Source organism: Ruminococcus sp. zg-924 (assembly GCF_024433635.1).
GTDB lineage: Bacteria > Bacillota > Clostridia > Oscillospirales > Acutalibacteraceae > UBA7067.
In genome coordinates this window covers 1-21,431 of sequence record NZ_WNJZ01000003.1, presented here as the reverse complement: position 1 = coordinate 21,431, position 21,431 = coordinate 1, and the positions used below count along the sequence as shown (strand labels likewise).

22 protein-coding genes and 1 other RNA gene are annotated in these 21,431 nt (G+C 43.2%); 3 read left to right on the top strand and 20 right to left on the bottom strand.

What is annotated here, in order from left to right; genetic code table 11:
- Positions 1-2: 2 nt before the first annotated feature.
- The 7 genes from GMA13_RS02055 to GMA13_RS10605 all read right to left on the bottom strand — a co-directional run bounded on the left by GMA13_RS02055 (position 3) and on the right by GMA13_RS10605 (position 6,143).
- Positions 3-2,249 (bottom strand): RHS repeat domain-containing protein, encoded by a 2,247-nt coding sequence (locus GMA13_RS02055; RefSeq protein WP_255910320.1) that lies wholly within the window; start codon positions 2,247-2,249, stop codon positions 3-5.
- Between the two features lie 359 nt (positions 2,250-2,608).
- Positions 2,609-3,895: a dockerin type I repeat-containing protein gene (locus GMA13_RS02050; protein WP_255882539.1), complete on the bottom strand. Its 1,287-nt coding sequence runs from the start codon at positions 3,893-3,895 to the stop codon at positions 2,609-2,611.
- A gap of 119 nt (positions 3,896-4,014) precedes the next feature.
- Positions 4,015-4,449 carry a DUF2691 family protein gene (locus tag GMA13_RS02045; protein WP_255882538.1) on the bottom strand — a complete coding sequence of 145 codons (435 nt, stop codon included), beginning with the start codon at positions 4,447-4,449 and terminating at the stop codon, positions 4,015-4,017.
- A gap of 293 nt (positions 4,450-4,742) precedes the next feature.
- On the bottom strand, positions 4,743-5,177 hold the full coding sequence (locus GMA13_RS02040) for a hypothetical protein (RefSeq protein ID WP_255882537.1): 435 nt from the start codon (positions 5,175-5,177) through the stop codon (positions 4,743-4,745).
- Positions 5,178-5,279: 102 nt separating this feature from the next.
- The gene (locus tag GMA13_RS02035; RefSeq protein WP_255910318.1) at positions 5,280-5,681 is read right to left on the bottom strand and encodes a hypothetical protein; all 402 of its coding nucleotides are present in this window, start codon (positions 5,679-5,681) and stop codon (positions 5,280-5,282) included.
- A 13-nt stretch (positions 5,682-5,694) separates the two neighbouring features.
- Positions 5,695-5,919 (bottom strand): hypothetical protein, encoded by a 225-nt coding sequence (locus tag GMA13_RS02030; RefSeq protein ID WP_255882534.1) that lies wholly within the window; start codon positions 5,917-5,919, stop codon positions 5,695-5,697.
- Between the two features lie 5 nt (positions 5,920-5,924).
- The gene (locus tag GMA13_RS10605) at positions 5,925-6,143 is read right to left on the bottom strand and encodes a polymorphic toxin type 50 domain-containing protein (RefSeq protein WP_255882661.1); all 219 of its coding nucleotides are present in this window, start codon (positions 6,141-6,143) and stop codon (positions 5,925-5,927) included.
- Positions 6,144-6,376: 233 nt separating this feature from the next.
- On the opposite strand from GMA13_RS10605, the gene GMA13_RS02025 reads away from it, so the two are divergent.
- Positions 6,377-6,589 (top strand): hypothetical protein, encoded by a 213-nt coding sequence (locus GMA13_RS02025; protein ID WP_255882533.1) that lies wholly within the window; start codon positions 6,377-6,379, stop codon positions 6,587-6,589.
- Between the two features lie 306 nt (positions 6,590-6,895).
- Here GMA13_RS02025 and ssrA read toward each other — a convergent pair.
- The 13 genes from ssrA to GMA13_RS01960 all read right to left on the bottom strand — a co-directional run bounded on the left by ssrA (position 6,896) and on the right by GMA13_RS01960 (position 17,447).
- Positions 6,896-7,245: a transfer-messenger RNA gene (gene ssrA / locus GMA13_RS02020) on the bottom strand.
- A gap of 95 nt (positions 7,246-7,340) precedes the next feature.
- The gene (gene smpB, locus GMA13_RS02015; protein ID WP_255882532.1) at positions 7,341-7,805 is read right to left on the bottom strand and encodes an SsrA-binding protein SmpB; all 465 of its coding nucleotides are present in this window, start codon (positions 7,803-7,805) and stop codon (positions 7,341-7,343) included.
- A 188-nt stretch (positions 7,806-7,993) separates the two neighbouring features.
- Positions 7,994-8,464, bottom strand: coding sequence for a 2-C-methyl-D-erythritol 2,4-cyclodiphosphate synthase (ispF, locus tag GMA13_RS02010; protein ID WP_255882531.1), 471 nt, complete (start codon positions 8,462-8,464; stop codon positions 7,994-7,996).
- Positions 8,455-9,147: a 2-C-methyl-D-erythritol 4-phosphate cytidylyltransferase gene (gene ispD / locus GMA13_RS02005; protein WP_255882530.1), complete on the bottom strand. Its 693-nt coding sequence runs from the start codon at positions 9,145-9,147 to the stop codon at positions 8,455-8,457. The genes ispF and ispD overlap by 10 nt, the downstream gene beginning before the upstream one ends.
- A gap of 7 nt (positions 9,148-9,154) precedes the next feature.
- Positions 9,155-10,315 (bottom strand): serine hydrolase, encoded by a 1,161-nt coding sequence (locus GMA13_RS02000; RefSeq protein ID WP_255882529.1) that lies wholly within the window; start codon positions 10,313-10,315, stop codon positions 9,155-9,157.
- Between the two features lie 91 nt (positions 10,316-10,406).
- A complete protein-coding gene (locus GMA13_RS01995) occupies positions 10,407-10,895 on the bottom strand; it encodes an S-ribosylhomocysteine lyase (RefSeq protein WP_255882528.1) in 489 nt (162 codons plus the stop codon).
- A gap of 110 nt (positions 10,896-11,005) precedes the next feature.
- Positions 11,006-11,734, bottom strand: coding sequence for a glycerol-3-phosphate 1-O-acyltransferase PlsY (gene plsY, locus GMA13_RS01990; protein ID WP_255882527.1), 729 nt, complete (start codon positions 11,732-11,734; stop codon positions 11,006-11,008).
- A 36-nt stretch (positions 11,735-11,770) separates the two neighbouring features.
- Positions 11,771-13,096, bottom strand: coding sequence for a ribosome biogenesis GTPase Der (gene der, locus GMA13_RS01985; protein ID WP_255882526.1), 1,326 nt, complete (start codon positions 13,094-13,096; stop codon positions 11,771-11,773).
- A 146-nt stretch (positions 13,097-13,242) separates the two neighbouring features.
- On the bottom strand, positions 13,243-14,544 hold the full coding sequence (locus GMA13_RS01980; RefSeq protein ID WP_255882525.1) for a DUF512 domain-containing protein: 1,302 nt from the start codon (positions 14,542-14,544) through the stop codon (positions 13,243-13,245).
- 92 nt (positions 14,545-14,636) lie between these two features.
- The gene (gene rpmF / locus GMA13_RS01975; RefSeq protein WP_255882524.1) at positions 14,637-14,819 is read right to left on the bottom strand and encodes a 50S ribosomal protein L32; all 183 of its coding nucleotides are present in this window, start codon (positions 14,817-14,819) and stop codon (positions 14,637-14,639) included.
- Positions 14,820-14,849: 30 nt separating this feature from the next.
- Positions 14,850-15,344 (bottom strand): DUF177 domain-containing protein, encoded by a 495-nt coding sequence (locus GMA13_RS01970; RefSeq protein ID WP_255882523.1) that lies wholly within the window; start codon positions 15,342-15,344, stop codon positions 14,850-14,852.
- Between the two features lie 306 nt (positions 15,345-15,650).
- Positions 15,651-16,598: a transketolase family protein gene (locus GMA13_RS01965; protein WP_255882522.1), complete on the bottom strand. Its 948-nt coding sequence runs from the start codon at positions 16,596-16,598 to the stop codon at positions 15,651-15,653.
- Between the two features lie 3 nt (positions 16,599-16,601).
- Positions 16,602-17,447 carry a transketolase gene (locus GMA13_RS01960; protein ID WP_255882521.1) on the bottom strand — a complete coding sequence of 282 codons (846 nt, stop codon included), beginning with the start codon at positions 17,445-17,447 and terminating at the stop codon, positions 16,602-16,604.
- 289 nt (positions 17,448-17,736) lie between these two features.
- On the opposite strand from GMA13_RS01960, the gene GMA13_RS01955 reads away from it, so the two are divergent.
- Together GMA13_RS01955 and GMA13_RS01950 are read left to right on the top strand one after the other, a co-directional pair.
- Positions 17,737-18,708: a biotin--[acetyl-CoA-carboxylase] ligase gene (locus GMA13_RS01955; protein WP_255882520.1), complete on the top strand. Its 972-nt coding sequence runs from the start codon at positions 17,737-17,739 to the stop codon at positions 18,706-18,708.
- A gap of 120 nt (positions 18,709-18,828) precedes the next feature.
- Positions 18,829-21,273: a CotH kinase family protein gene (locus tag GMA13_RS01950; RefSeq protein ID WP_255882519.1), complete on the top strand. Its 2,445-nt coding sequence runs from the start codon at positions 18,829-18,831 to the stop codon at positions 21,271-21,273.
- The last annotated feature ends 158 nt before the right edge of the window (positions 21,274-21,431 follow it).

Sequence of the window (21,431 nt, the reverse complement as noted above, 5' to 3'; positions counted from 1 at the left end):
AGTCAGACTTTTATATGGGGGCAACCACATATACTACATACTTTGTATGTAGTCCCACCTATGACATAATATTTAGCATTTCCTATTTTATAATATTGGTTTTTCTGATCAACAACCACATCTCCAATTTGATATTTTTGTTGTCCCATATTCATAACTACAGTATTTTCAGTAGAAGATCTCATCACATGAATATCGACTCCAGCACCAACACCGACAGAACCTGAAATCCCACTTAATGCATACGATGCCTTATCCATCCAAATCAAATCGGCACCACCACTAACGCCGCCACCGCCCGAGGCACCAAATTGTGTTGAGCCTCTTTCTACTAAATCATAAACATCCTTGCAGTCCCATATATAAGTTACGCTTAAGCCTGCACCAGCCCATAAAGAGGCTCCCAGGTAAATAGTATCCATTCCATTAAAATCTGTATACGCATAGCTTTTTTGCAGGGCGACATTTCCTTCAGAATCAAATGCAATCCCACTACCAGCACTTATCCCAGATAAAAAACCACAGGAGGCATTTCCGGAAACAACAAGTACCCACATTCCTGAATAATCAACACAATTCACCGGGTTATTTCCACAATACGCATTCATGTTAGTATCCAGAACACCCAATCCCGTCTGGAAATAACCGTCCGCATTCAGGAACCTATGCGTTACAGGGTCATAGTAGCGGCTCATCAGGTAATACATACCTGTTTCCGTGTCCATATAGTACCCACGATAGCGGAATGGGTTGAGGTTGCCGACGTGGTTCGGGTCTGTTATAGCATTGCCGTTGCTGTCCTTTATAGCTGTTACATTGCCCCAAGCATCGTATGTGTATTTCGCTTTTAGGTCGCCGTTGCCGTTGTATATGCCGACTATATCTCCTCGCCAGTTGTGAGTGTAGTAATATACATATTCCGTGCCGTTCGGGGTCAGGCGGTAGTTCACCGCACAGAGCATGCCGTTTGAGTCATAATAATAATGGAAGTATTTTTCGCCTCTTGTTTCATAGAGCAACATTCCGTCAAGATACTCAAAGGTACATTTCTCTCCGTTTATAGTTTTGCTCACTCTTATTCCGTCTGAATCATAGCTATATTGTATATTATTTGTGCCCTTTTGTAAAGAGGCAAGTTGACGTCCGTTTTGCCATGTCATCGTCATTCCGTCACGGTATGAAAGCGGATTGCCGATTGCATCATATGTTATGGTTTCCCCATTGTATGAGGTCATCTTATCCGTCCAGTTTGAATCGGAATAGCTGTAACTTATACTTTCCGTTCTTGAAACTTCATCGCTGTTAGGACTATCATAATAACTTGTAACTTCCTGTAAAATGTTGCCTCCACCGTCATAGCTATATTTCTTTGACGTATTATTAGTATAATCTCTTTCATGCGTAAGCTGACCGAATGAATCGTATTCATACGTATATAGCGTTGTATAAACACCGTTTGTTTTCTTCTCAATTTTTGTTATGTTGCCTGAATCGTCATAGCTGTAACGGTATTCCTCGCCGTCTATAATCTCATTATTTATCTTGGTTGTTCTGTATTGTTCTTGTCCGCTTGAATTAAGCTTTGATAGCTTATATAAATATGACGTTTCAATCGGTCTTGCTGTCGTTATTTTTGAACTTGTCAGCCTGCCCAGCCCGTCATATGTATAATCGACACTGCGGTTAGTTCCCATTGTGAACTTCTCAAGAAGGTTATCCTTTCCGTAGGTGTAGTTAAACTTCTTCGTTCCGTTGGGCGTTATATTCACAAGCTTGGTTATGTTGTTATTGAGGTCATAACCGTACTCAACCATATACTTTGTTCTGTCGGTCGAGCTTGCTTTTGAGGTATCAAGTGCAGTTTGGCGAACAAGTCTTCCTGTTGTGTCGTAATCATAGCTTGTTTCAAGCTGATTTATAAAATCACTCTGCCTTATAACGCTTCCGCTTCTGTCACTGAACCATTTGAACGCAGTTGTACCGTTGTATTTCTGTATACTTGTATTGCCGTAGTTGTCATATGCATAGCTTACTGTATTTCCGTTACCGTAGGTTACGCTTTGAAGTATGCCATTGTTTGTATCATAGCTGTACTGAGCAAGGCTCTGATTACCAACAAGAGTATTCGTCTTGTTGTTAAACTTATCATACTCTATGTTGTAGTTCGTGCCGTTATGGCTTATCTGCGTAAGGTTTCTGCCTGTTCCGGCTGTGTATGAATATGAGTTGGTTACATTTTCTTCACCCAAGTTGTCCCACTTCGCTGTTACGCTTGTTAGCTGATTTGTATTTGTCAGACCGTTAGTTTGCTATAGGCTTACTTCAAGCTCCACCTCACGATGAACGCCCTTGCTCTCAGCTAACAGTTCTACTGCCAAGTCTGTAGCGGACTTTCACCACCAAGCACTAATACGTACCGAGCACACAACATGATAAGGCTGAGCGGTTAAACTCTGCCTTTCTTGAATTTTCTCTGTAATTCAGCACTATAAGCGTTGCAAATTGCTTTGCACGTCTTTCATAATCGGTTATTAATAGGTGTAAGCTCTTGGTCTGCTATCCAAGCCTACTCTGTTTCTGCCCGGCATTGTCAACACAAGACTAACAATCAGGAAACGAAGTACGGACGCACTACTTCACCGATTCTTTCAACTTCAGTCGGGATATTTAAGCAATATTTCATTACAAAAATACTGTCTTGTATAGTAACTTCGTTATCTTCTGTAACATCAGCACAAGGCATTTGATTTCCAGATAATTCAATTATAGATAATGCACTTTTCTGGGTTAGAATTGCATCTGCAAGATTTATGTCACCGTCTGAATTCACATCACCTAAAATAAGGTGTACTTCAACTAAGCTTTCATATGCTGCCTGATATTTTTCTATCATATTCTTGAAATCTTCTATTGTTGCAAATTCGCCCCTATACATTAATAAAATATTCGCTTCAAGATGAGCCGCAAGATAAGCGTCATAGCTCTCCTGGGTATATTTTCTATACCAAGCCTCCGGAGTATAATCAAAACTCCAAAGCCAACCATCATGATAGTTATCCATTGCGCTCAAATCAAACCTTATCATTGCATACTTTGTCTTTTTAAGCTCTTCTATTATTGCTTCATATTCTTCATCTGTTGTCTTTTCATCCGCCAAAAGCTCTTCTGCTTTTAGTTCTGCGGCATAATAATCTGTATATTCTTTATAATAATCCTTATAATCCTGAGAATATGAGAATGACTCCTCAGGATCATAAGGAGGATGCCATTTCTCGGAAGTGTAATCCAATGCAGTAGAATAATATTCCAATAAGCTTATCAGCTCTTGTTTCGGATTCTCCAGATCGGTAGGATCGGTTGGTGTTTTTTTAACCAGATTATCCTGCACCGTTAAAAATTCATCCATTGCGTTTTTGCAGTCATCAAGAGTAGAGCTTTCATCATCACGAATCGCACTCGCTCTTTCGTATGCTTCAAGATAATCGTCATAGCTATCTTTGGTGAAATAATCATACCAATACTCAGGAGCATAGTAAAAATCCCATTTAAAACAATTAAGCATAAATCTCAATTCATATTTTATCAGATTATATCTTGTGTTCTTAAGCTCAGCTATTATTTTTTCAAATTGTTCATCCGTAGTCGCTTCATTCGCCAAAAGTATCTCGGCATTTTTCTTTGCTTTTGAATAATCATTATCCGGCTGATAATCCTTATATGGAAACGGATTATACCAATCTTCAGATGAGTAATCCAACTCGGTATTATAGTAGTCGAGTAAGCTTATCAGCTCTTGCCTTGATGTACTGTCAGATGCCGCCGCAGAAATATTTGCTATCGGAACGACTGCAAATATCATTACGCAGGATAAAACCAGCGATAGTATCTTTTTCATATGAATTCTCCTTTACTGTAAATATTTATCAGTTTTCTTTAGGAAGTGGACGGTTGCAGAATATCAGAACCATCCCACTTCTATGAAATCACAAGCTTAAAATATCAAATAACTAAAAATCAGAAACCAGTTCTGCTAAAATTCTCCTCAGTTATATAATTTAATTCACTTACGCCAATTTCTTTTGCTCTGTTGTAGAAGAAATTTAAATCTTCCTCTCGTTTGCAATATAAATCCACATAATCGCAATCAATCACATAAAACATAAGCTGACAGTCACTTGATAAATAGTCATCAAACGATTCAATTTCATTTACAACTCCATCAAATGCTTTTATTGAAATCAGCATAATCAGATTTGTAGGTCTTTTTATTATAGAATCAAATTCAATTCCGCTATACGCTTTGCTTTCAAACAAATCGTTGTTATCTTCATCCCACGCTTGTTCATTATATACATCCCAAGTGTATTTTGAAAAATCAAAGTCAGTGAAAAGCTTTTTTAATATGTCCGAACTTGACTCATGCCATTCAAAATCAATACCTATAACCAAAAAATCACTCCTATCTTATTACTATTCACAAGTGGAAAAATACTGCCAAATAGTTTCCCGGAACGGTCTTTCACCTGTTGGTGGATTGTAATAATATGGCAAATCAAAATGGAAATCGAAAGATGGCGTATAATCCCATGATATTTGACTTGTCCCTTGTTATACAGTCTTTTCTTCAGAATAACCGGACACAACTCTATATTGTAGTTCGTACCGTTGTGTCTTATCTGAGTTAGATTCCTGATAAATGAATTACTTAGTGTTAGTAAGTGACATCACGTAAATTGTGCTTCTTATATAATTTCTTTGTATGCTGATAAATCAACATTTAAATCATTTACACTCGATGAAACTTTTTGATTGTTTATCTCGTTGCAGTCAATTAAAATATAGTTACTATTTACATCCGATTTTATAAGTATGCTATCTTCGTTGCTATAACATTTATCAAATTCGCCTGAAAAATACAGTTTAGAATTACCTATTAAATCAGCAGAATTAAAATCCAGTAATTTATATACTTCTATTTTCTCAGTTTCTTTATATGGTACGCTGGCAAAAAAACAATTATTTAATTTAACCATATATCTATCTCTATTGCTTTCAAATCTATCGCCAATATTGTAATCAGCAAAATTTCTACTGCTAAGTAAATTTTGGCATCCGGTTAATGATGTGAAAAAAATAATAACTACAACAGCTATGGACAAAAAACCTTTAAATTTCATAAGAAAACACCTCATATAAATCGCTAAGAGTTATTGTAACGACATATTTCCTTTTTTGTAAACCATTGCTTATCGTTAGTTCGTTTTACTTTGATTGTACAATTATCTGCCCGTGAATGGGTCATAAGAATAGATTGCTACTATATTTCCGTTCTCGTCAACTATTCTTCTTATATCGCCCTGCAATTTCTTAACATAGTAATACATTGCATTGTTGTATTGAACCGAGCTTACGCTTCCGTTTGCATCATAATAGAACATCAGTTTTTTATCGCCGACTGTCATTGAAACAAGGTTATTACTATCATCATAATAATACTTTGTTGCCAGTCCGTCAATATTTTTTTGTGTTCTAATGCCGGAAATATCATATGTATAGCTTGTCGTCTTGTTGTCCTTTGTCAGCGTAGCAAGCTGTCTGCCGTTTTTCCATGTAAACTTCATTCCGTCACGGTAATCTATTGGGTTACCTACTTCGTCATAAGCATAAAAAAACGCCCTCACATTGTGGGAGCGGTTAATTAATAATACTGATAGAAATGATCTCTGTTTCCAGCAATCCATACATCGTATTATTTTTCTTTGAGTAAATATCAAGCTGAGCGACTTCAGGCTCATTGTTCAGGGCAGAGGTATAACCCCTATACTCCCCCTCAATTATTATTCCACCCTCGCATACTATCCTGAGTTTCGTCTTGTCGCTCAAATTCTCGATTTTCTTTAATTCGTTTAACAGAACCAATGAAATCACTCCCTTTTCGGCACTATGTGAGTACCTTTGTTACTGTAATGGATTTTAAAGATTTTAGTAGCAGTTTCTATTACTGTCAGATCATTTACATCATAGCCTATAACATCATTTGAAGTAACAACTTCCTGCTTTGACCATTTTCTGCTTTTTGTTCTTATCAATGCGCCTGTTCCGGCATACGCATTAACAAGCTCTTGTGCCTCTTCAGTAGAAATTGTGATATAGCTTCAGCCTTCAATAAAATTATTGTGACCTTTAATATGCTTTCCTTGTTTACCATCGTTAATCTTCAATTCGACTTTGCCGCTTCTGATTGCTTTTGAAATAGCCGCATTACTGTTCCCGCAAAAGGTTGGTAGCGACAGCAAGCCGCAGCGAGGGCGTTTACAACCGAGCAGGCGAGCCGAGCGTGACCTTTTGCGGAAAGGAGTAGCAAGGGAGCGGGCGGATGACGCTTTTTTGCCAAAGGCATAAAAAAGCGTCGGAGCAAAGCGGACTTTGCTATGACGTGTCAAAGGACTATAAAAAAGATTTCTGTGCGTTTTATCGGTGTGAGTTGAACTCTCATACCCGCAAGAGGTTGGTAGCGACAGCAAGCCGCAGCGAGGGCGTTTACAACCGAGCAGGCGAGCCGAGCGTGACCTTTTGCGGAAAGGAGTAGCAAGGGAGCGGGCGTATGACGCTTTTTTGCCAACGGCATAAAAAAGCGCCGGAGCAAAGCGGACTTTGCTACGACGTGTCAGAGGACTATAAAAAAGATTTTCTGTGTGTTTTACCAGTGGAAGTTGAACTTTCGTAACCCGCAAAAGGTTGGTAGCGACAGCAAGCCGCAGCGAGGGCGTTTACAACCGAGCAGGCGAGCCGAGCGTGACCTTTTGCGGAAAGGAGTAGCAAGGGAGCGGGCGGATGACGCTTTTTTGCCAAAGGCATAAAAAAGCGTCGGAGCAAAGCGGACTTTGCTCCGACGTGGTGGAGGTGAGGGGAATTGAACCCCTGTCCGAAAATCGCTTACCGAGGCTTTCTACGAGCGTAGTTGATGCTTTAGCTTCCCCAAGGGCAGCGCCCATCAACAGGCTTTGCTTTTGGGTAGCCCTTTAAGTCATGACCGAATACAAGGCTCTTTCCGGTTCACGTTCACTGCTAATCGACGCTCTTATCCAATCCGCAGTACTATCGGACAGAACGGCCGCCTAAATCAGGCAGCTAATGCAACTTTATTGTTGTCGTTTATTTTTTAAAATTGCGGATTTTATAGCGGTCCCGCACCGCTGCTCGCTTACCGGGGCTTACAATCCCCGTCGAAACCTTTACACCCCCGTATATGGTCAATATCATTAGTAAACAACATTGAACGAAGTCTGCCTTGCATCAGGTAAAATATTTGCCACGCAAATATGCACTTTTAAATTAATTTATCTGTTTTGCTCCTTCAATGCTCGCTCCATTGTGCGCTTTGCGTCCTTTTGGGCAATGTCCGCTCGCTTGTCATAGAGCTTTTTGCCCTTGCACAGTCCAAGCTGAAGCTTCACTCTTGACCCTTTGAAATACAGTGACAGCGGTATAAGCGTATATCCGCCCTGCTTTACAAGTCCGAAAAGGCGCAGAATCTCTCTTTTATGCAGAAGAAGTCTGCGAACCCGCATTGGGTCACGGTTGAAGATATTGCCCTGCTCATACGGACTTATATGCATTGCGTTGACAAAGATTTCGCCGTCAACCACACTGCACCAGCTGTCCTTTAGGTTCACCCTGCCTGCACGCAGTGACTTAACCTCTGTTCCGCATAGCTCAATGCCCGCTTCAAGGCTTTCAATGACAAAATATTCGTGATGCGCTTTTTTGTTCTGAGCTATTGTTTTTGTGCTTTCCTTTGCCATTTTATCGCCTCCGAACGCAAAGATTGTATCATAATTCGTGTGTGATGTCAAATAGCGAAAACGAATATTACAGGCTCAAAAAGCCGCAAAGCGGCGGCGCAATTCTTCATTATTCATTATTAATCGCCTCACCGACTGCAACTATATTATACCGTCGCACCGACGTAAAATGTGTAATATCCTGTCTGTCACTCGTTTATTGTGCAAACAGCGTGGGCAGATATACCCTTAAGCTCGCCTGTAAAGCCGAGCTTTTCCTCGGTGGTTGCCTTTACGTTCACCCTGTCATTTGACACGCCGCACACACTTGCAATATTGCTCTTCATCTGAGCGATAAACGGCGCAAGCTTTGGTTTCTGAGCGATTACTGTGCAGTCTATATTATTAACGCTGAAACCCTTTTCATTCAAAAGCCCCACCACTCTTTCAAGCAGCTTCATACTGTCGGCTCCCTCATACTTAGGGTCGGTATCGGGAAAATGCTTACCTATGTCGCCAAGTGAAGCCGCACCCAAGAGTGCGTCGCTTACGGCATGCAGCAAAACGTCTGCGTCAGAGTGGCCGAGCAAACCAAGCTCAAACGGAACATCAACTCCGCCCAAGATAAGCCTTCTGCCCTCGACAAGTCGGTGTACGTCATAGCCGTGACCTATTCGCATTTTAACCCCTCCATAAGCCTTTGTGCAATCGGAATGTCCTGCGCCGTTGTTATCTTTATATTGTCATAGCTTCCCTCGCTGACAAACACAGCACATCCGCTTTGCTCAAGCAGAGCGCAGTCGTCGGTGTATTCCTCGCCGCTTTGCTGTGCCCTTTTCATAGCCGCAAGGTATTTTTGTTTTTCAAATATCTGCGGCGTTTGTATCGCAACCAAACTTTCTCTGTTTGGCGTTGAGGCTATCATTCCGCTGTTTTCTATTATTTTTATTGTGTCCTTAACAGGAACTCCGGGTGCCGCCGCACCGTATTTTTCGGCGGCTGTGGCTGTGCGCTCAATTATTTCTCTGCTTACAAGCGGTCTTGCGCCGTCGTGAATTGCCACATAATCGCACTGCTCTGACACAAGCGGCATAGCGTTGAAAACCGACTCCTGTCGGCTTTTTCCGCCCTGAGCAAAGCACTTGAGCTTTCTGATACCGTACTGCTTCATCAGCCTTTCAAACTCGGCGCGCTCCTCATTTCTGCACACAATTATAATCTCGCTTACAAGCTCTGAGCGTTCAAAGGCAAGTGCTGTATGCGCAAGCACCTCAACTCCGCAAAGCTTCATAAGCTGTTTGCTCTGCTTAGCTTTCATCCTGTTTGAGCTTCCCGCCGCAGGAATAATTACAGATAGCTTCATTTCAACCTCACTGGAAAATTGCGCCAACCGTTGCATTGTAAAGGTCAACGCATATTGTTTCGACGTTTTCATCGTCCACATTAGACAGAACAATTACGTTTATGCCGTAGTCAAGGCTCATCAAATCCATTGTGTAGCAAGCCATTGACTGTCCTGTGTGCCAATAGTAGCCGTTTTGAGAAATAAACCAACCGTAGCCGTAGCCCATCCCGCTGTCACCGAGCATTTGATACAGCGAGTTTTGGCTTACAACCTTGCCGCTTGTCAAGCCGTTTAGCCACCTGCTCATATCAACCGTACAGGACGCAATCTCGCCTGCCGCACCGAAATATGTGGTGTCAGACTTATCTCCCTCTGTTCCGTCTATGAGGTATCCGACTGCGTCGGCGTCATTCATATTCATCGAGGTGTTAGTCATTCCAAGCGGCTTTAATATATTTTCTTCAACAAACTTTTCATAGGTCACGCCGCTTTGCCTTGCTATTATCTCACCAAGAAGCATATAGTTCGTGTTTGAGTAACTAAACGAGCTTCCCGGAGTAAACTCAATTCCGTTTGAGTTTGCAAAGCTCAAAACGTCCTCAAAGGTTGCAGGCTCCATCATATCAATTTCCCCTATACTTTGCAGGTAAATCATTGAATTAAGAAAATCCGGTATGCCTGAGGTCATATTTAGCAGGTTTTCGACTGTCATTTGGTCGCCGAAATCGTACTCAGGGATATATGTATCAACCGTATCGCTGACAGACAGCTTGCCCTGCTCCTGCAGCTGCATAATTGCCACCGAGGTGAATTGCTTTGTAATAGAGCCAAGCTCTATCTTAGTGCTCCTTGTGTTCGGCGTAGCGTTTGACTTATCCGCAAAGCCGTGAGAATACTCGGCAAGGTCAACGCCGTCAACAGAAATCAGTATTGAGCCTGAAAAATCGCACTGCGCCATATATTCGTTAACAGCAGTTTGCAGTCTTTCACGGCGCTGTTTTGTAAGCTCATCTTCCGTAGCAGGCTCGGTTGTCGGCTGAAGTTGAGCCTGTTGTGCTTCGGTACTCAGTGTTGAAGCTTCGCCGCCCGATACTGTGCCGTTGTCAGCGCAGGAACACAAAAGCAAAAGCGATGATGTAAGTACCGACACAGCCGTGACAGCTGTTTTTTTGATATGATGTTTCAAACCTTTTCCTCCTTGCAGGAATTTATTTAAAGCAGGTTTTGGGTTATTCTAATTAAATGTTTACAAGCTTTCATCAAATCTTTATTTTTCATTATCCCTCAGGATAATTAAGCTGACTGTCCCCTATATTTTCAAGGGTTTCGCTTAGAAACTTTTTCGCCTCAAGCTTAGCCATAGGCAAATTCTGGTCAAGGTAGTTTCCGCAGGAGAACGCATCTGCCCCGGGAATTTCGCCCTCAAAATCAGCCATAAATGCGAACATTTCCGTAACAATCGGCACAGCGTCACGTGAGGTTAAATCGCCCTTTAAAATAAGGTAAAAGCCTGTGCGGCAACCCATAGGGCCAAAATAGATTATTTCGTTTTTATAGCTTTCGTGGTTGCGCAGAAATGTTGCGCCAAGATGCTCCATTGTGTGCATTTCAGCTATGTTTATTACAGGCTCTCTGTTCGGCTTTTTAAGGCGAATATCAAAGGTGGTTGCAATAATTGAGCCGTCCTTGCCGTAATCTCTGCGGGAAACGTACAATCCTCTGTCGAGGAGAATGTGGTTTATTTTAAAGCTTTCTATTTTTTCCATTAATGGGTTCCTTTCTGTTTAACGCTATGACAAGAGCGAACACATTTATGCCTGTCTTATTAAACGGAGGCGCCTGCCGTGAGCAGACCTAAAAATGCGGGCGCCGCTGATTACTTTTTCGAGGTTATCTTCTTTTCTGTGCCGTTTAAAATTCGCTTGATATTCTCCTTGTGCTTAAGCACCACCGTTAAACCGACAAGCGCCATACAAACCGTTGCAACGGCTACATACACAATTGTGTGGCTGTTTGCCTCGCTTTGGCTTGGCAGGTAGTCAAGGAAATATGTTACGCAGAAGGTATAAACCGGCGTCATAATTGCAGCAAGTATGGAAGCCTTTGAAATAATCTTTGTGATAAGAAATACTATGCCAAAGGTAATTATAACCGCAAGGAATATTCTCCAATCCGCCACAGCCATCATAGCCGCTGCGGTTACAACGCCCTTGCCGCCTCTGAAACCGAAATAAATCGGGAAGATATGGCCGAGCATACAGCACATACCTGCGATAAACTTGCCGTATGAGATAATCTCGCTTTGCAGCACTGCGCCGCCGTCAATAGTTGCAATAGTTGAGAACAAAAGCCAGCCGATTACAACCGAGATTACTCCCTTTAAAAAGTCGAAAACTATTGTAAACACAGCCGGCCCCTTGCCGACAGAACGCAGAACGTTTGTAAAGCCTGCGTTGCCGCTGCCCATTGTTCTTATATCGGCGTGGTTATTTACAATTCTTGTTATAATAATTGAAAAGCTGATACTGCCGAGCAGATAAGATATAACCATTGTCAGCGTCAACTGAAGCCAGCCGTTTGATAGTAGGGTTAAATATTCCTGCATATTATAATCATACTCCTTTTATACCTCTTATGCTCTTTATTCCTTTTCTCCTCTTTCTCTTATAACAAACCTTATCGGAGTTCCCTCTAAGCCGAAGGTTTCTCTTATTCTGTTTTCAAGGTATCGCTGATAAGAAAAATGGAACAGCTCCTGATTATTTACAAAGCACACAAATGTAGGCGGCTTTGTTGAAGCCTGAGTCATATAATATATCTTTAATCTCTTGCCCTTGTCAGACGGCGGCTGAACCCTGAGGGTAGCCTGCGACAAAAGCTCGTTTAGCTTTCCTGTGCGGATTCTCATAGCGTTTGCATTAGCCACCTGCTTGATAAGCTCAAAAAGCTTGTCAAGACGCTGACCTGTTTTTGCAGAAATAAAAATCATCGGCGCATATGACATAAACGAAAAATCAACGTCAAGCTTTTTCTTGTATTCGTTCATTGTCTTATCGTTCTTCTCAATAGCGTCCCACTTGTTTACCGCAATAACGCAAGCCTTGCCTGCCTCGTGCGCAAGCCCTGCAACCTTTGAGTCCTGCTCGGTAAAGCCGTCCTCAGCATTTATCATTATAACACAAACATCACAGCGTTCAACAGCCATTTTAGCTCTTATTACGCTGTACTGCTCTATTTTATCCTCAACCTTGTTTTTGCGGCGAAGCCCTGCTGTGTCAATAAAATTAAACTGCCCGTAATCGTTTAACACAAGAGTATCAATAGAATCTCTTGTAGTACCTGCAATGTTTGAAACAATGCATCTTTCCTCGCCCGAAATTTTGTTTATAAGCGATGACTTGCCTACATTCGGCTTGCCGATAACCGCAACGCTTATCAGCTCGCCGTCATCATCGTTATCGTTTTTTTCGGGAAGATACGAAAATGCCTGCTCAAGCAGGTCGCCTGTTCCGTGACCGTGTACGGAAGAAACCTGCACAGGGTCGCCAAGCCCCAAGTTGTAAAACTCGTAAAACTCAGGCTCAGGCTCACCGATTTTATCGCACTTGTTAACACACAGCACAATAGGTCTGCCGCTTTTCTGGAGCATTGCTGCAACGTCCATATCGGTTGCAACCACGCCCGAACGCAAATCGGTTACAAGTATAATAACGTCTGCCGAATCAATGGCAAGCTCAGCCTGACGGCGCATTTGCGAAAGAATAATATCGTCCGAATACGGCTCTATTCCGCCTGTGTCAATAAGAGTTGCCTTTCTGCCGCCCCATTCGACCTCGCCGAAGATTCTGTCCCTTGTAACGCCGGGAGTATCGTCTACTATTGAAATTCTCTTGCCGGTCAGCTTGTTAAAAAGCGTGGATTTGCCCACGTTTGGTCTGCCGACAATAGCAATAACAGGTTTTGCCATTTCGCATCATTCCTTTCTGTGTTTGAATATCAAGCCGTTTGAAATGTATGATTAACTTTTGCAATCAGCACTGCTTAGTGCTTTGCTATGAAGGCTTAATGTTCTTAAATTAAAGCTTCAAAGCAGCAACAATAATTATTCGTCATTCATTGCAGCAACGCCGCAAGCAGCCTTTGCCCGTCATTCGGCACGGCTTCAAGCTTTATATCAAGCTCTTTTTCAACATCATCTGTCGATGTGTCGTCCAAAAACAAATCCCCCTCACGGCGGAGCATAGAGCTTGAAATAATCAGCTTTTCACCCAAGGCTCTGCCCTTTAGCCTGCTTATAAGGTCGCCGCCGGTTACAAGACCGGTTACGTCAATCTCGCCGCCGAAGAATTTGTTTTCAATCCCCACAACCTCAACGGTTATGTTTGGAAACTTATCTTTAATTCCTGCAAAAAGCGACCTTAAAAAAGCTTCCGGTGCTTTGCCGCAGGCGAGAGTTATTTTTCTTTTTATGTCGGAGGGTTCAGCCTGCTCAAGCGCCCAATCAAACTCATCCTTTAAGCAACTCAGCATACCTACGCCGTCCTCAAGCTGCATAAATCCTTCGTAAAAGTCGGCGTTTTGAAGCGGTTTTTGCGCCCTTAAATAAAACTCGTCAGAGGCAAACACAATTCGCCTGCCGTACTTTTCAAGAAACTTATCTCCCCTGCTTTCAATCTGCAAAAGAGTGGTCAAGGCAGTTTCCCTTGTGTACGATTCAAGCGGATAAAGACCCTCTCTGTGCCCCGTAAGGCCAACGGGAACAACGGCTATGCTTTCAACCTGCGGAAAGAGCTTTTCAAGGTCGTCAAGAGTGCGGTCAAGCTCCTCCCCGTCATTGATTCCCGGGCAGGAAACAATCTGGCAGTTTATCATTATTCCGCCGTCTGCAAACCGCTTTAGTATAGACAGCGCCTTGCCCGCAAAGCGGTTGTTCAGCATTTTGCACCGAAGCTTTGGATTAGTTGTGTGCACAGAAACATTTATAGGACTAATGTGCATTTTTATTATTCTGTCAACCTCGTGCTCGGATATATTTGTAAGAGTTACGTAATTGCCGAACAGAAACGAAAGGCGGGAGTCGTCGTCTTTAAAGTAAAGGCTTTGACGCATACCCTTTGGAAGCTGGTCTATAAAACAGAATATGCACTTGTTGCGGCAGGAATGTTGTTTATCCATAAGGTAGGTTTCAAATTCAAGCCCCAGCTCCTCGTACTCGCCCTTTTTTATTTCTAACTTGCGCACCGTGCCGCAGTCAGAGCGTATTTCAAGCGTAAGATTTCTGTTGAGCTGATGAAAGCGGTAGTCAAGCACATCGGCTATTTCCTCGCCGTTGATTGTAAGCAAGCTCTCGCCCGGCAACACTCCGGCTTTGTCGCATCTTCCGCCTTTTGTAACTGATTTTATCACAACAGCCATTTTGTATACGCTCCTTTCTGTTCAGCGCTTTGAATTCAAGAAAAAAGCGGAGAGGATTTTGCCTTCCTCTCCGCCTTTGAGTCTTAAAAAAATTAAGCTTCCTTCTTAACTACTTCTCTGCCTTTGTAGAAGCCGCAGTTCGGGCAAACTCTGTGAGCAAGCTTGAACTCACCGCAGTTTGAGCATTTTGAAAGTGCAGGAGCAGAAAGCTTCCAAACGTTAGATCTTCTTGTATTCTTTCTCTGTTTTGATGTTTTATTCTTCGGTACTGCCATTTTTGGGCGCCTCCTTAATTATAGTTTGTATTAAGATAATAATTGCCTCAGAACCTCAAGCCGAGGGTCTGTTGCAGTCTTGCTGCATTTACATTCGCCGTTGTTCAGGTTTTGACCGCAGCTTTGGCATAAGCCCTTGCAGTCCTCCCTGCACAAATACTTCAGCGGAAGCTCCAGCGTTATGTCTGTTGCAACAAGCTCGTCTAAATCAATAGTATAATCCGGCACTTCAATGTAGTCGTCATTACTGTCGCCGCTTAGGGAAACAACAAGATTATGTTCAAATTCCAAAGACATATTCGTGTTGGTCAGCGAAAAGCAACGGTCACACGGTCTGGAGTATAAGAATTCAGCTTTAATAATAAGTCTTACAGTTCCTGCCGTATTAACCGCCTCAGCCGTCACAGCCACAGGCTCGGGCATGGGGTTAACTCCGTCCACCGCAACTGAGCTTAAGTCAAGCTTATAGTCTGCCAGGCGGTGTACTCCCTCGTTTAAAAATACGTTTTTTAAATCAAGAAGCATACGCACACCTCTTTGACACAAATTGCGGTGCATTAAAACACCGAATAATATTATACATTTTAGGCACTGCTTTGTCAATGATTTGTCGGTGATTTACAGGAATAATTCGGATGGAATTTTTGCCGTAATTTTTGTTTATTTTGTCGAGCAACGTGCAAAAACACACCACATTCGCAAGCGGCGGCAGAAGTGCTTTGTCAAACATTCATCAAAGCAAGCCGTGTATACTTAAATTCACCAACAAAAACGTCCCCTGCACCAACGGAAACAGAAGACGTTTAATTATAAAAAAGCAATTAGTCCTGCTCAGCTGTTCTTAACTATATCCGAAACAACCTTTGCAATATTTTCTTTTGAAAGGCCAAACAGCTTCAAAAGCTCCTTTGCAGGGCCTGAGTAGCCAAAGCGGTCCTGAATACCGATTTTTGTAACGGGAACAGGACATTTTCTTGCTGTAACGTCGCACACGCTGTCGCCAAGTCCGCCAACTACGTTATGCTCTTCAACTGTTACAATTCTGCCTGTTTCCTTTGCCGCCTTAACGATAATATCCTCGTCAATCGGCTTAATTGTGTGCATATTAATCAGCCTTGCGTGAATACCCTGTGCTTCAAGCTGCTCAGCCGCCTCTAAGGCGTCCTTAACAACAATGCCTGTTGCAATAATTGTAATATCGTCGCCTTCGTGCAGTGTTATGCCCTTGCCGAGAGTAAAGCTGTAATTGTCGGGGTCGTTAAAGCTGTCAACGGCGAGTCTGCCCAAACGCAGATAAACAGGTCCGTCATACTCAACAGCCGCCTTAACAGCCTCTGTCATCTCCCAGTGGTCGGCAGGGTTTAAGATAACCATGCCCGGCAGAGTTTTCATCAGCGCAATATCCTCACAGCACTGGTGTGTTGCGCCGTCCTCACCAACAGAGATACCTGCGTGAGAGCCTGCAATTTTTACGTTCAAGTGCGGGTAAGCCACCGAGTTTCTTATCTGCTCGTATGCTCTGCCTGTTGCAAACATTGCAAAAGAAGCGGCAAACGGAATTTTTCCGCAGGCGGCAAGACCTGCCGCTGTGCTTATCATATTTCCCTCTGCAATACCGCAGTTGAAAAATCTCTCCGGAAAAGCCTTCTGGAACATAGCGGTTTTTGTTGAGCCGGAAAGGTCGGCGTCCAATACAACAATGTCTTTATTTGTTTTTGCAATCTCGCACAGAGCCATACCAAAGCTCTCTCTTGTCGCCTTGTTTACTGTTTCTGCCATTGCTTACGCCTCCTCAATCTCTTTAAGCTGCTGCTCAAGCTCAGCCATAGCCTGCTTGTACTGCTCTTCGTTAGGTGCAACGCCGTGCCAGCCAACCTGATTTTCCATAAACGAAACGCCCTTGCCCTTTACGGTTTTTGCAATAATAGCAAACGGCTTGCCCTTGCACTCACGTGCGGCGTTCATAGCCTTTTCAATATCCTCAAAGCAGTGGCCGTCAATCTCAATAGCGCCAAAGCCGAAAGCTTCAAACTTCTCTTTCAGCATACAAAGTCCGGCAACGTCCTCAACCTTGCCGTCAATCTGCAAGCCGTTGTTGTCAACTATTACAACAAGGTTGTCCAGCTTATAGTGAGAAGCGAACATTGCAGCCTCCCAAACCTGACCCTCTTCGCACTCGCCGTCGCCTAAAACGGTGTAAACACGGTAGTTCCTGCCGTCAGCTTTAGCCGCAACAGCCATACCGCAAGCCGCCGAAACACCCTGACCAAGTGAGCCGCTGCTCATATCAATACCGGGTGTACCCTTCATATCCGGATGACCCTGAAGCATTGCGCCAACGTGGCGGAGCTTTTCAAGCTCCTCAAACGGGAAATATCCCTTAAGAGCAAGAGCTGCATAAAGACTTGGACAGCCGTGACCCTTTGAAAGAACAAAGCGGTCTCTTTCGGGGTTCTTCGGGTTTTCAGGGTCAACATTCATCTCTTTAAAATAAAGATAGGTGAAGATGTCTGCGGCTGACAAAGAGCCGCCCGGATGACCCGATTTTGCATTGTAGGTACCGATAATTGCGCCCATTCTTGCCTTACAGGCGAGCTTTTTAAGCTCAAGAATTTCTGCACTGTTCATAAGAATCTTTCCTTTCTTACTATGACTGTATGAAAACGCATATTTACATTATTAAACATTGTAAGCTGGCATTATGGCAAATTGCCTTCTTCACGTCTAACAATAATATCATAAATGCATTATGCTATTTTTCGGAAAAAGCAAAATAAATACCTTTTTCCACATATTTTGCAAATGCGGCAAGACCTGCCGCTGCGATAATGCAGTAATTTTAACTCAATTTTTAATTTTATTGCACAGCAAAAATAAACTTGCTATAATAAATAAAACGCATACAGGGGTTGGTATTATGAGTACGGTTAATTCAATTTTGGAATTTCTTCGCCGTGACGGATATATTTCCGGACAGGAAATATCGGATTCTCTCGGCATTTCACGCAACAGCATAAGCAAGCACATTAAAGCCCTGCGGCAAAAGGGTTATGTAATTGACAGCGTTACAAACAGGGGCTATAAGCTGTTAAGCGAGCCTGACGAGCTTTTACAGCAGGACATAAACAATAAAATCACCACGCTGTTCATAGGCAGACCTACCGTTATTTTAGACAGCGTTGACTCGACAAACGAGGAAATAAAACGCCGTGCAAAGCAGGGCGCCAAGCAGGGCTTAACGGTTGTGTCTGACGAGCAGTTCTCAGGCAAGGGCAGGCTTGGCAGAGTTTGGAAATCACCCAAGGGCACAAGCGTTTACGAGAGCATATTGCTTCGTCCGGAACTTGCGCCGTCACAAGTGCCGTGCATAACTCTTGCCGCAGGTCTTGCAATGTGCCGTACAATAAACAGTATTGCAGACTTCAACGCAAAAATAAAATGGCCAAATGATATAATCATCGGCAGAAAAAAGCTTTGCGGAATTCTGACTGAGATGGCAATTGAGGACAACACCGTATCGTTTGCCGTTGTCGGAATGGGCATTAATATAAACAATCGCTCCTTCCCTGAGGAAATCAGCAAAAAGGCAACCTCGCTATATCTTGAAAAGGAAAGGGAGTTCAGCCGCAGTGATATAATAATAAGGCTTGCGCAGAGCTTTGAGGACATATACAACGAGTTTATAATGGGCGGCTTTGAGTCAATCAAGGACGAATACATTTCGCTTTGCGCCACAATTGGCAGAAGCGTAAGCGCAAAGCGAAATGACGGCGAAATAAGCGGAACAGCGGTTGACATTGCCCCTGATGGCGGCTTGATTGTTGAAACCCAAAACGGCGAGAAGAAATATATCAGCACAGGTGAGGTAGCGGTACAAGGGATTTATTAAATATTTACCAATTTTTCTCCTCTATTTTCTTTCAACTTGACGATATTAAAAGGAGTGCAATAATAGTATAATTTAGTTGCACATTTGATGCGGAAAGTTTAAGAAAACGGAGGAGTTTTTATGAAAAGATTTTGTCTGACAAAAAAGCTGACGGCACTGTTTTTGTGCCTGCTTATGGCTGTTTTGCCGTTTACGGGCGCAGTTGCGCTTGAGGGCGATGAAGTAGCCTTGGGCGTTCCGTCTTATATACAGTCAAGCACTGACAAGGCTGTCTGGCTTGACGGCTGTTCAGCCGATGGTGTAAGCGAGATTGACGCCGTTAAATGGTTTTTGGACAAGGACGGCGTCTATTACTTCTTTATGCCGACCTCGGCAGATGTTCAGTCGGCTGTAATCTACCACAACTTTGACAGCGTAAGCATAAGCGGCAAGGCTGTTGCAAGCGGCGATACTCTGACAGATTTGCCGATAAACCAAAAATTTACGGTTACTGCCGACGGCAATGATTACACCGCTTTCATTATGAAGTCATCAGGAATTGCGTCAATGTTTCTGACAACAGAAAGCGGCAATATGGACGCTATAAACAACGACAAAACACACGAAACAGCGCAGGCAGGTCAGCTTTTGCTTGTTGACAGCGAGGGTGCTGTTTCCTATGACGGTGAGCTAAACTCTATCAAGGGCAGAGGCAACACAACCTGGCGGCTTGACAAAAAGCCGTACAACATAAAGCTCCCTAAAAAGGCAAGCCTGCTTGGAATGAAGTCGAGCAAAAAGTGGTGTCTGCTTGCAAACGCACAGGAACATTCAATGATACGCAACCGTGTTGCTTACGATTTGGCGCACGAGGTTGGCCTTGACTTCTCGCCGGAGTCGCACTTCCTTGACCTTTACGCAAACGGCGAGTACCTTGGCACATACCAGCTGACCGAAAAGGTTGAACTTGGCAAAAACAACCTTGTAAGCATTACAGATTTACAGGGCAACACCGAGGAGGCTCTTTTAGCCGCAGGTGAAAATGATGATATCGAGTCATACTCGCTTAAAACGGCACAAAACCGCCGCAGGCAGGGCTACTCTGTTCCCGTTAATCCGTCAGACATAACAGGCGGCTATCTGCTTGAATACGTTGTATCGCCGGAAGAGCCTTGCCACTTTATTACAACAAGAGGACAAGCGGTTGACCTTAAAACAGTAAACTCAATTGAGCAGGTGGGCTATATTGCCGACTTTGTGCAGGATATGGAGGACGCACTTTATTCCGAAACAGGCTACAACTCAAAGGGCAAGCACTACACAGACTATGTTGACATTGAGTCGGCGGCTCTTATGTATCTGCTTGACGAGCTTGCCGTGAATATAGACTCAGGCATTTCAAGCTGCTACTTCTACAAGGACTCTGATACAAATGGCGACGGCAAGCTTCACGCCGCACCTGTTTGGGATTATGACGTTGCGTTTGGCAATCTTGCCTCAAACAAGGACGGAGTCAACATGACCTCAACCAACCAAATTTTTGCAGGAATTGCAAAGCGCTACAACACAGATTATTATACCGTTATAGCTCAGTTTGCACAGCACAGCGATTTTATGGAAAAAGCAGGCGAGCTTTGGAAAACAAGATACGCTCCTGCCTTTGACATTTTAAACGGATACACAACAGCTCAGGGCAGGCTCAAGAGTTTTGACGAATACTCAAAACTTGTTTCAGACGCTTCAAAAATGAACTATACTCGCTGGGACGTTACAACCAACCTGCTTGTGCCGTCCGGCGGAACAACGCACACAGAACAGCTTAGGTACTATCTTGATTGGATTTCAAAGCGAGAAGGCTTTATGAGCAACTTTTTTACAGACCTGCAAACAGCTCAGAAAAACGCCCTTGCAAGCCTTGAAAGCTATAAAAATTCGTTTATCAAGTCCGATTATGAAGCCGAAGCTTGGGACAGCTTTTTGGCGGAATATCAAAAAGGAATTGATAATATAAATGCGGCGACAACCAACACCGAGGTAGGCACGGCACTTAATGAAGCAAAAACGGCAATGCGCACCGCACTTGGCAATTTTTACGTTTACTTTGACAACTCAAAAACTCAGTGGGACAAGGTTTACATCTACTGGTGGAGCGCACCCGAAGCGGGAACACTAAGCTGGCCGGGCGTTTTGATGACCGACTGCGGAAACGGCGTTTGGAAATATAAGCTTGACCAAAGCGTAGTGAATATACTCTTTGACAACGGCAACAATGGCGAACAGTCAAAGGACCTTACGTTTGGTGAAAAGCCAAATCAAATATGGGTTCCCGACATTAATAATGCGAACACAGACAATCCGTACAAAACCGTTTTCAGCGGCGAATGGAAGGACTATATTACTAAGGGCGATGTAAACGGTGACGGAAAAATAAATCTGTTTGACTCCATAACCGTACAAAAAGCGGCTCTTCAGATGTTAAACCTTGACGAACAAGCAACCGCTAAAGCCGACGTAAACGGCGACGGAAACATAACAGTGTATGACGCAATTGCTATTCAGAAGTTAGCGTTAGCATATATAGCATAACACAAACAGCTTAAAAAGCCCCCTGTGGTAGTGAACAAGTCCGTAAAAAATGGACAATAGAAAAAAGACCCCTCTTGATGTAGAATATACATCAGGAGGGATATTTTTATGCCAAGAAGTTATCGACATGTAAAGGAATATGAAACAGAAATAATAAG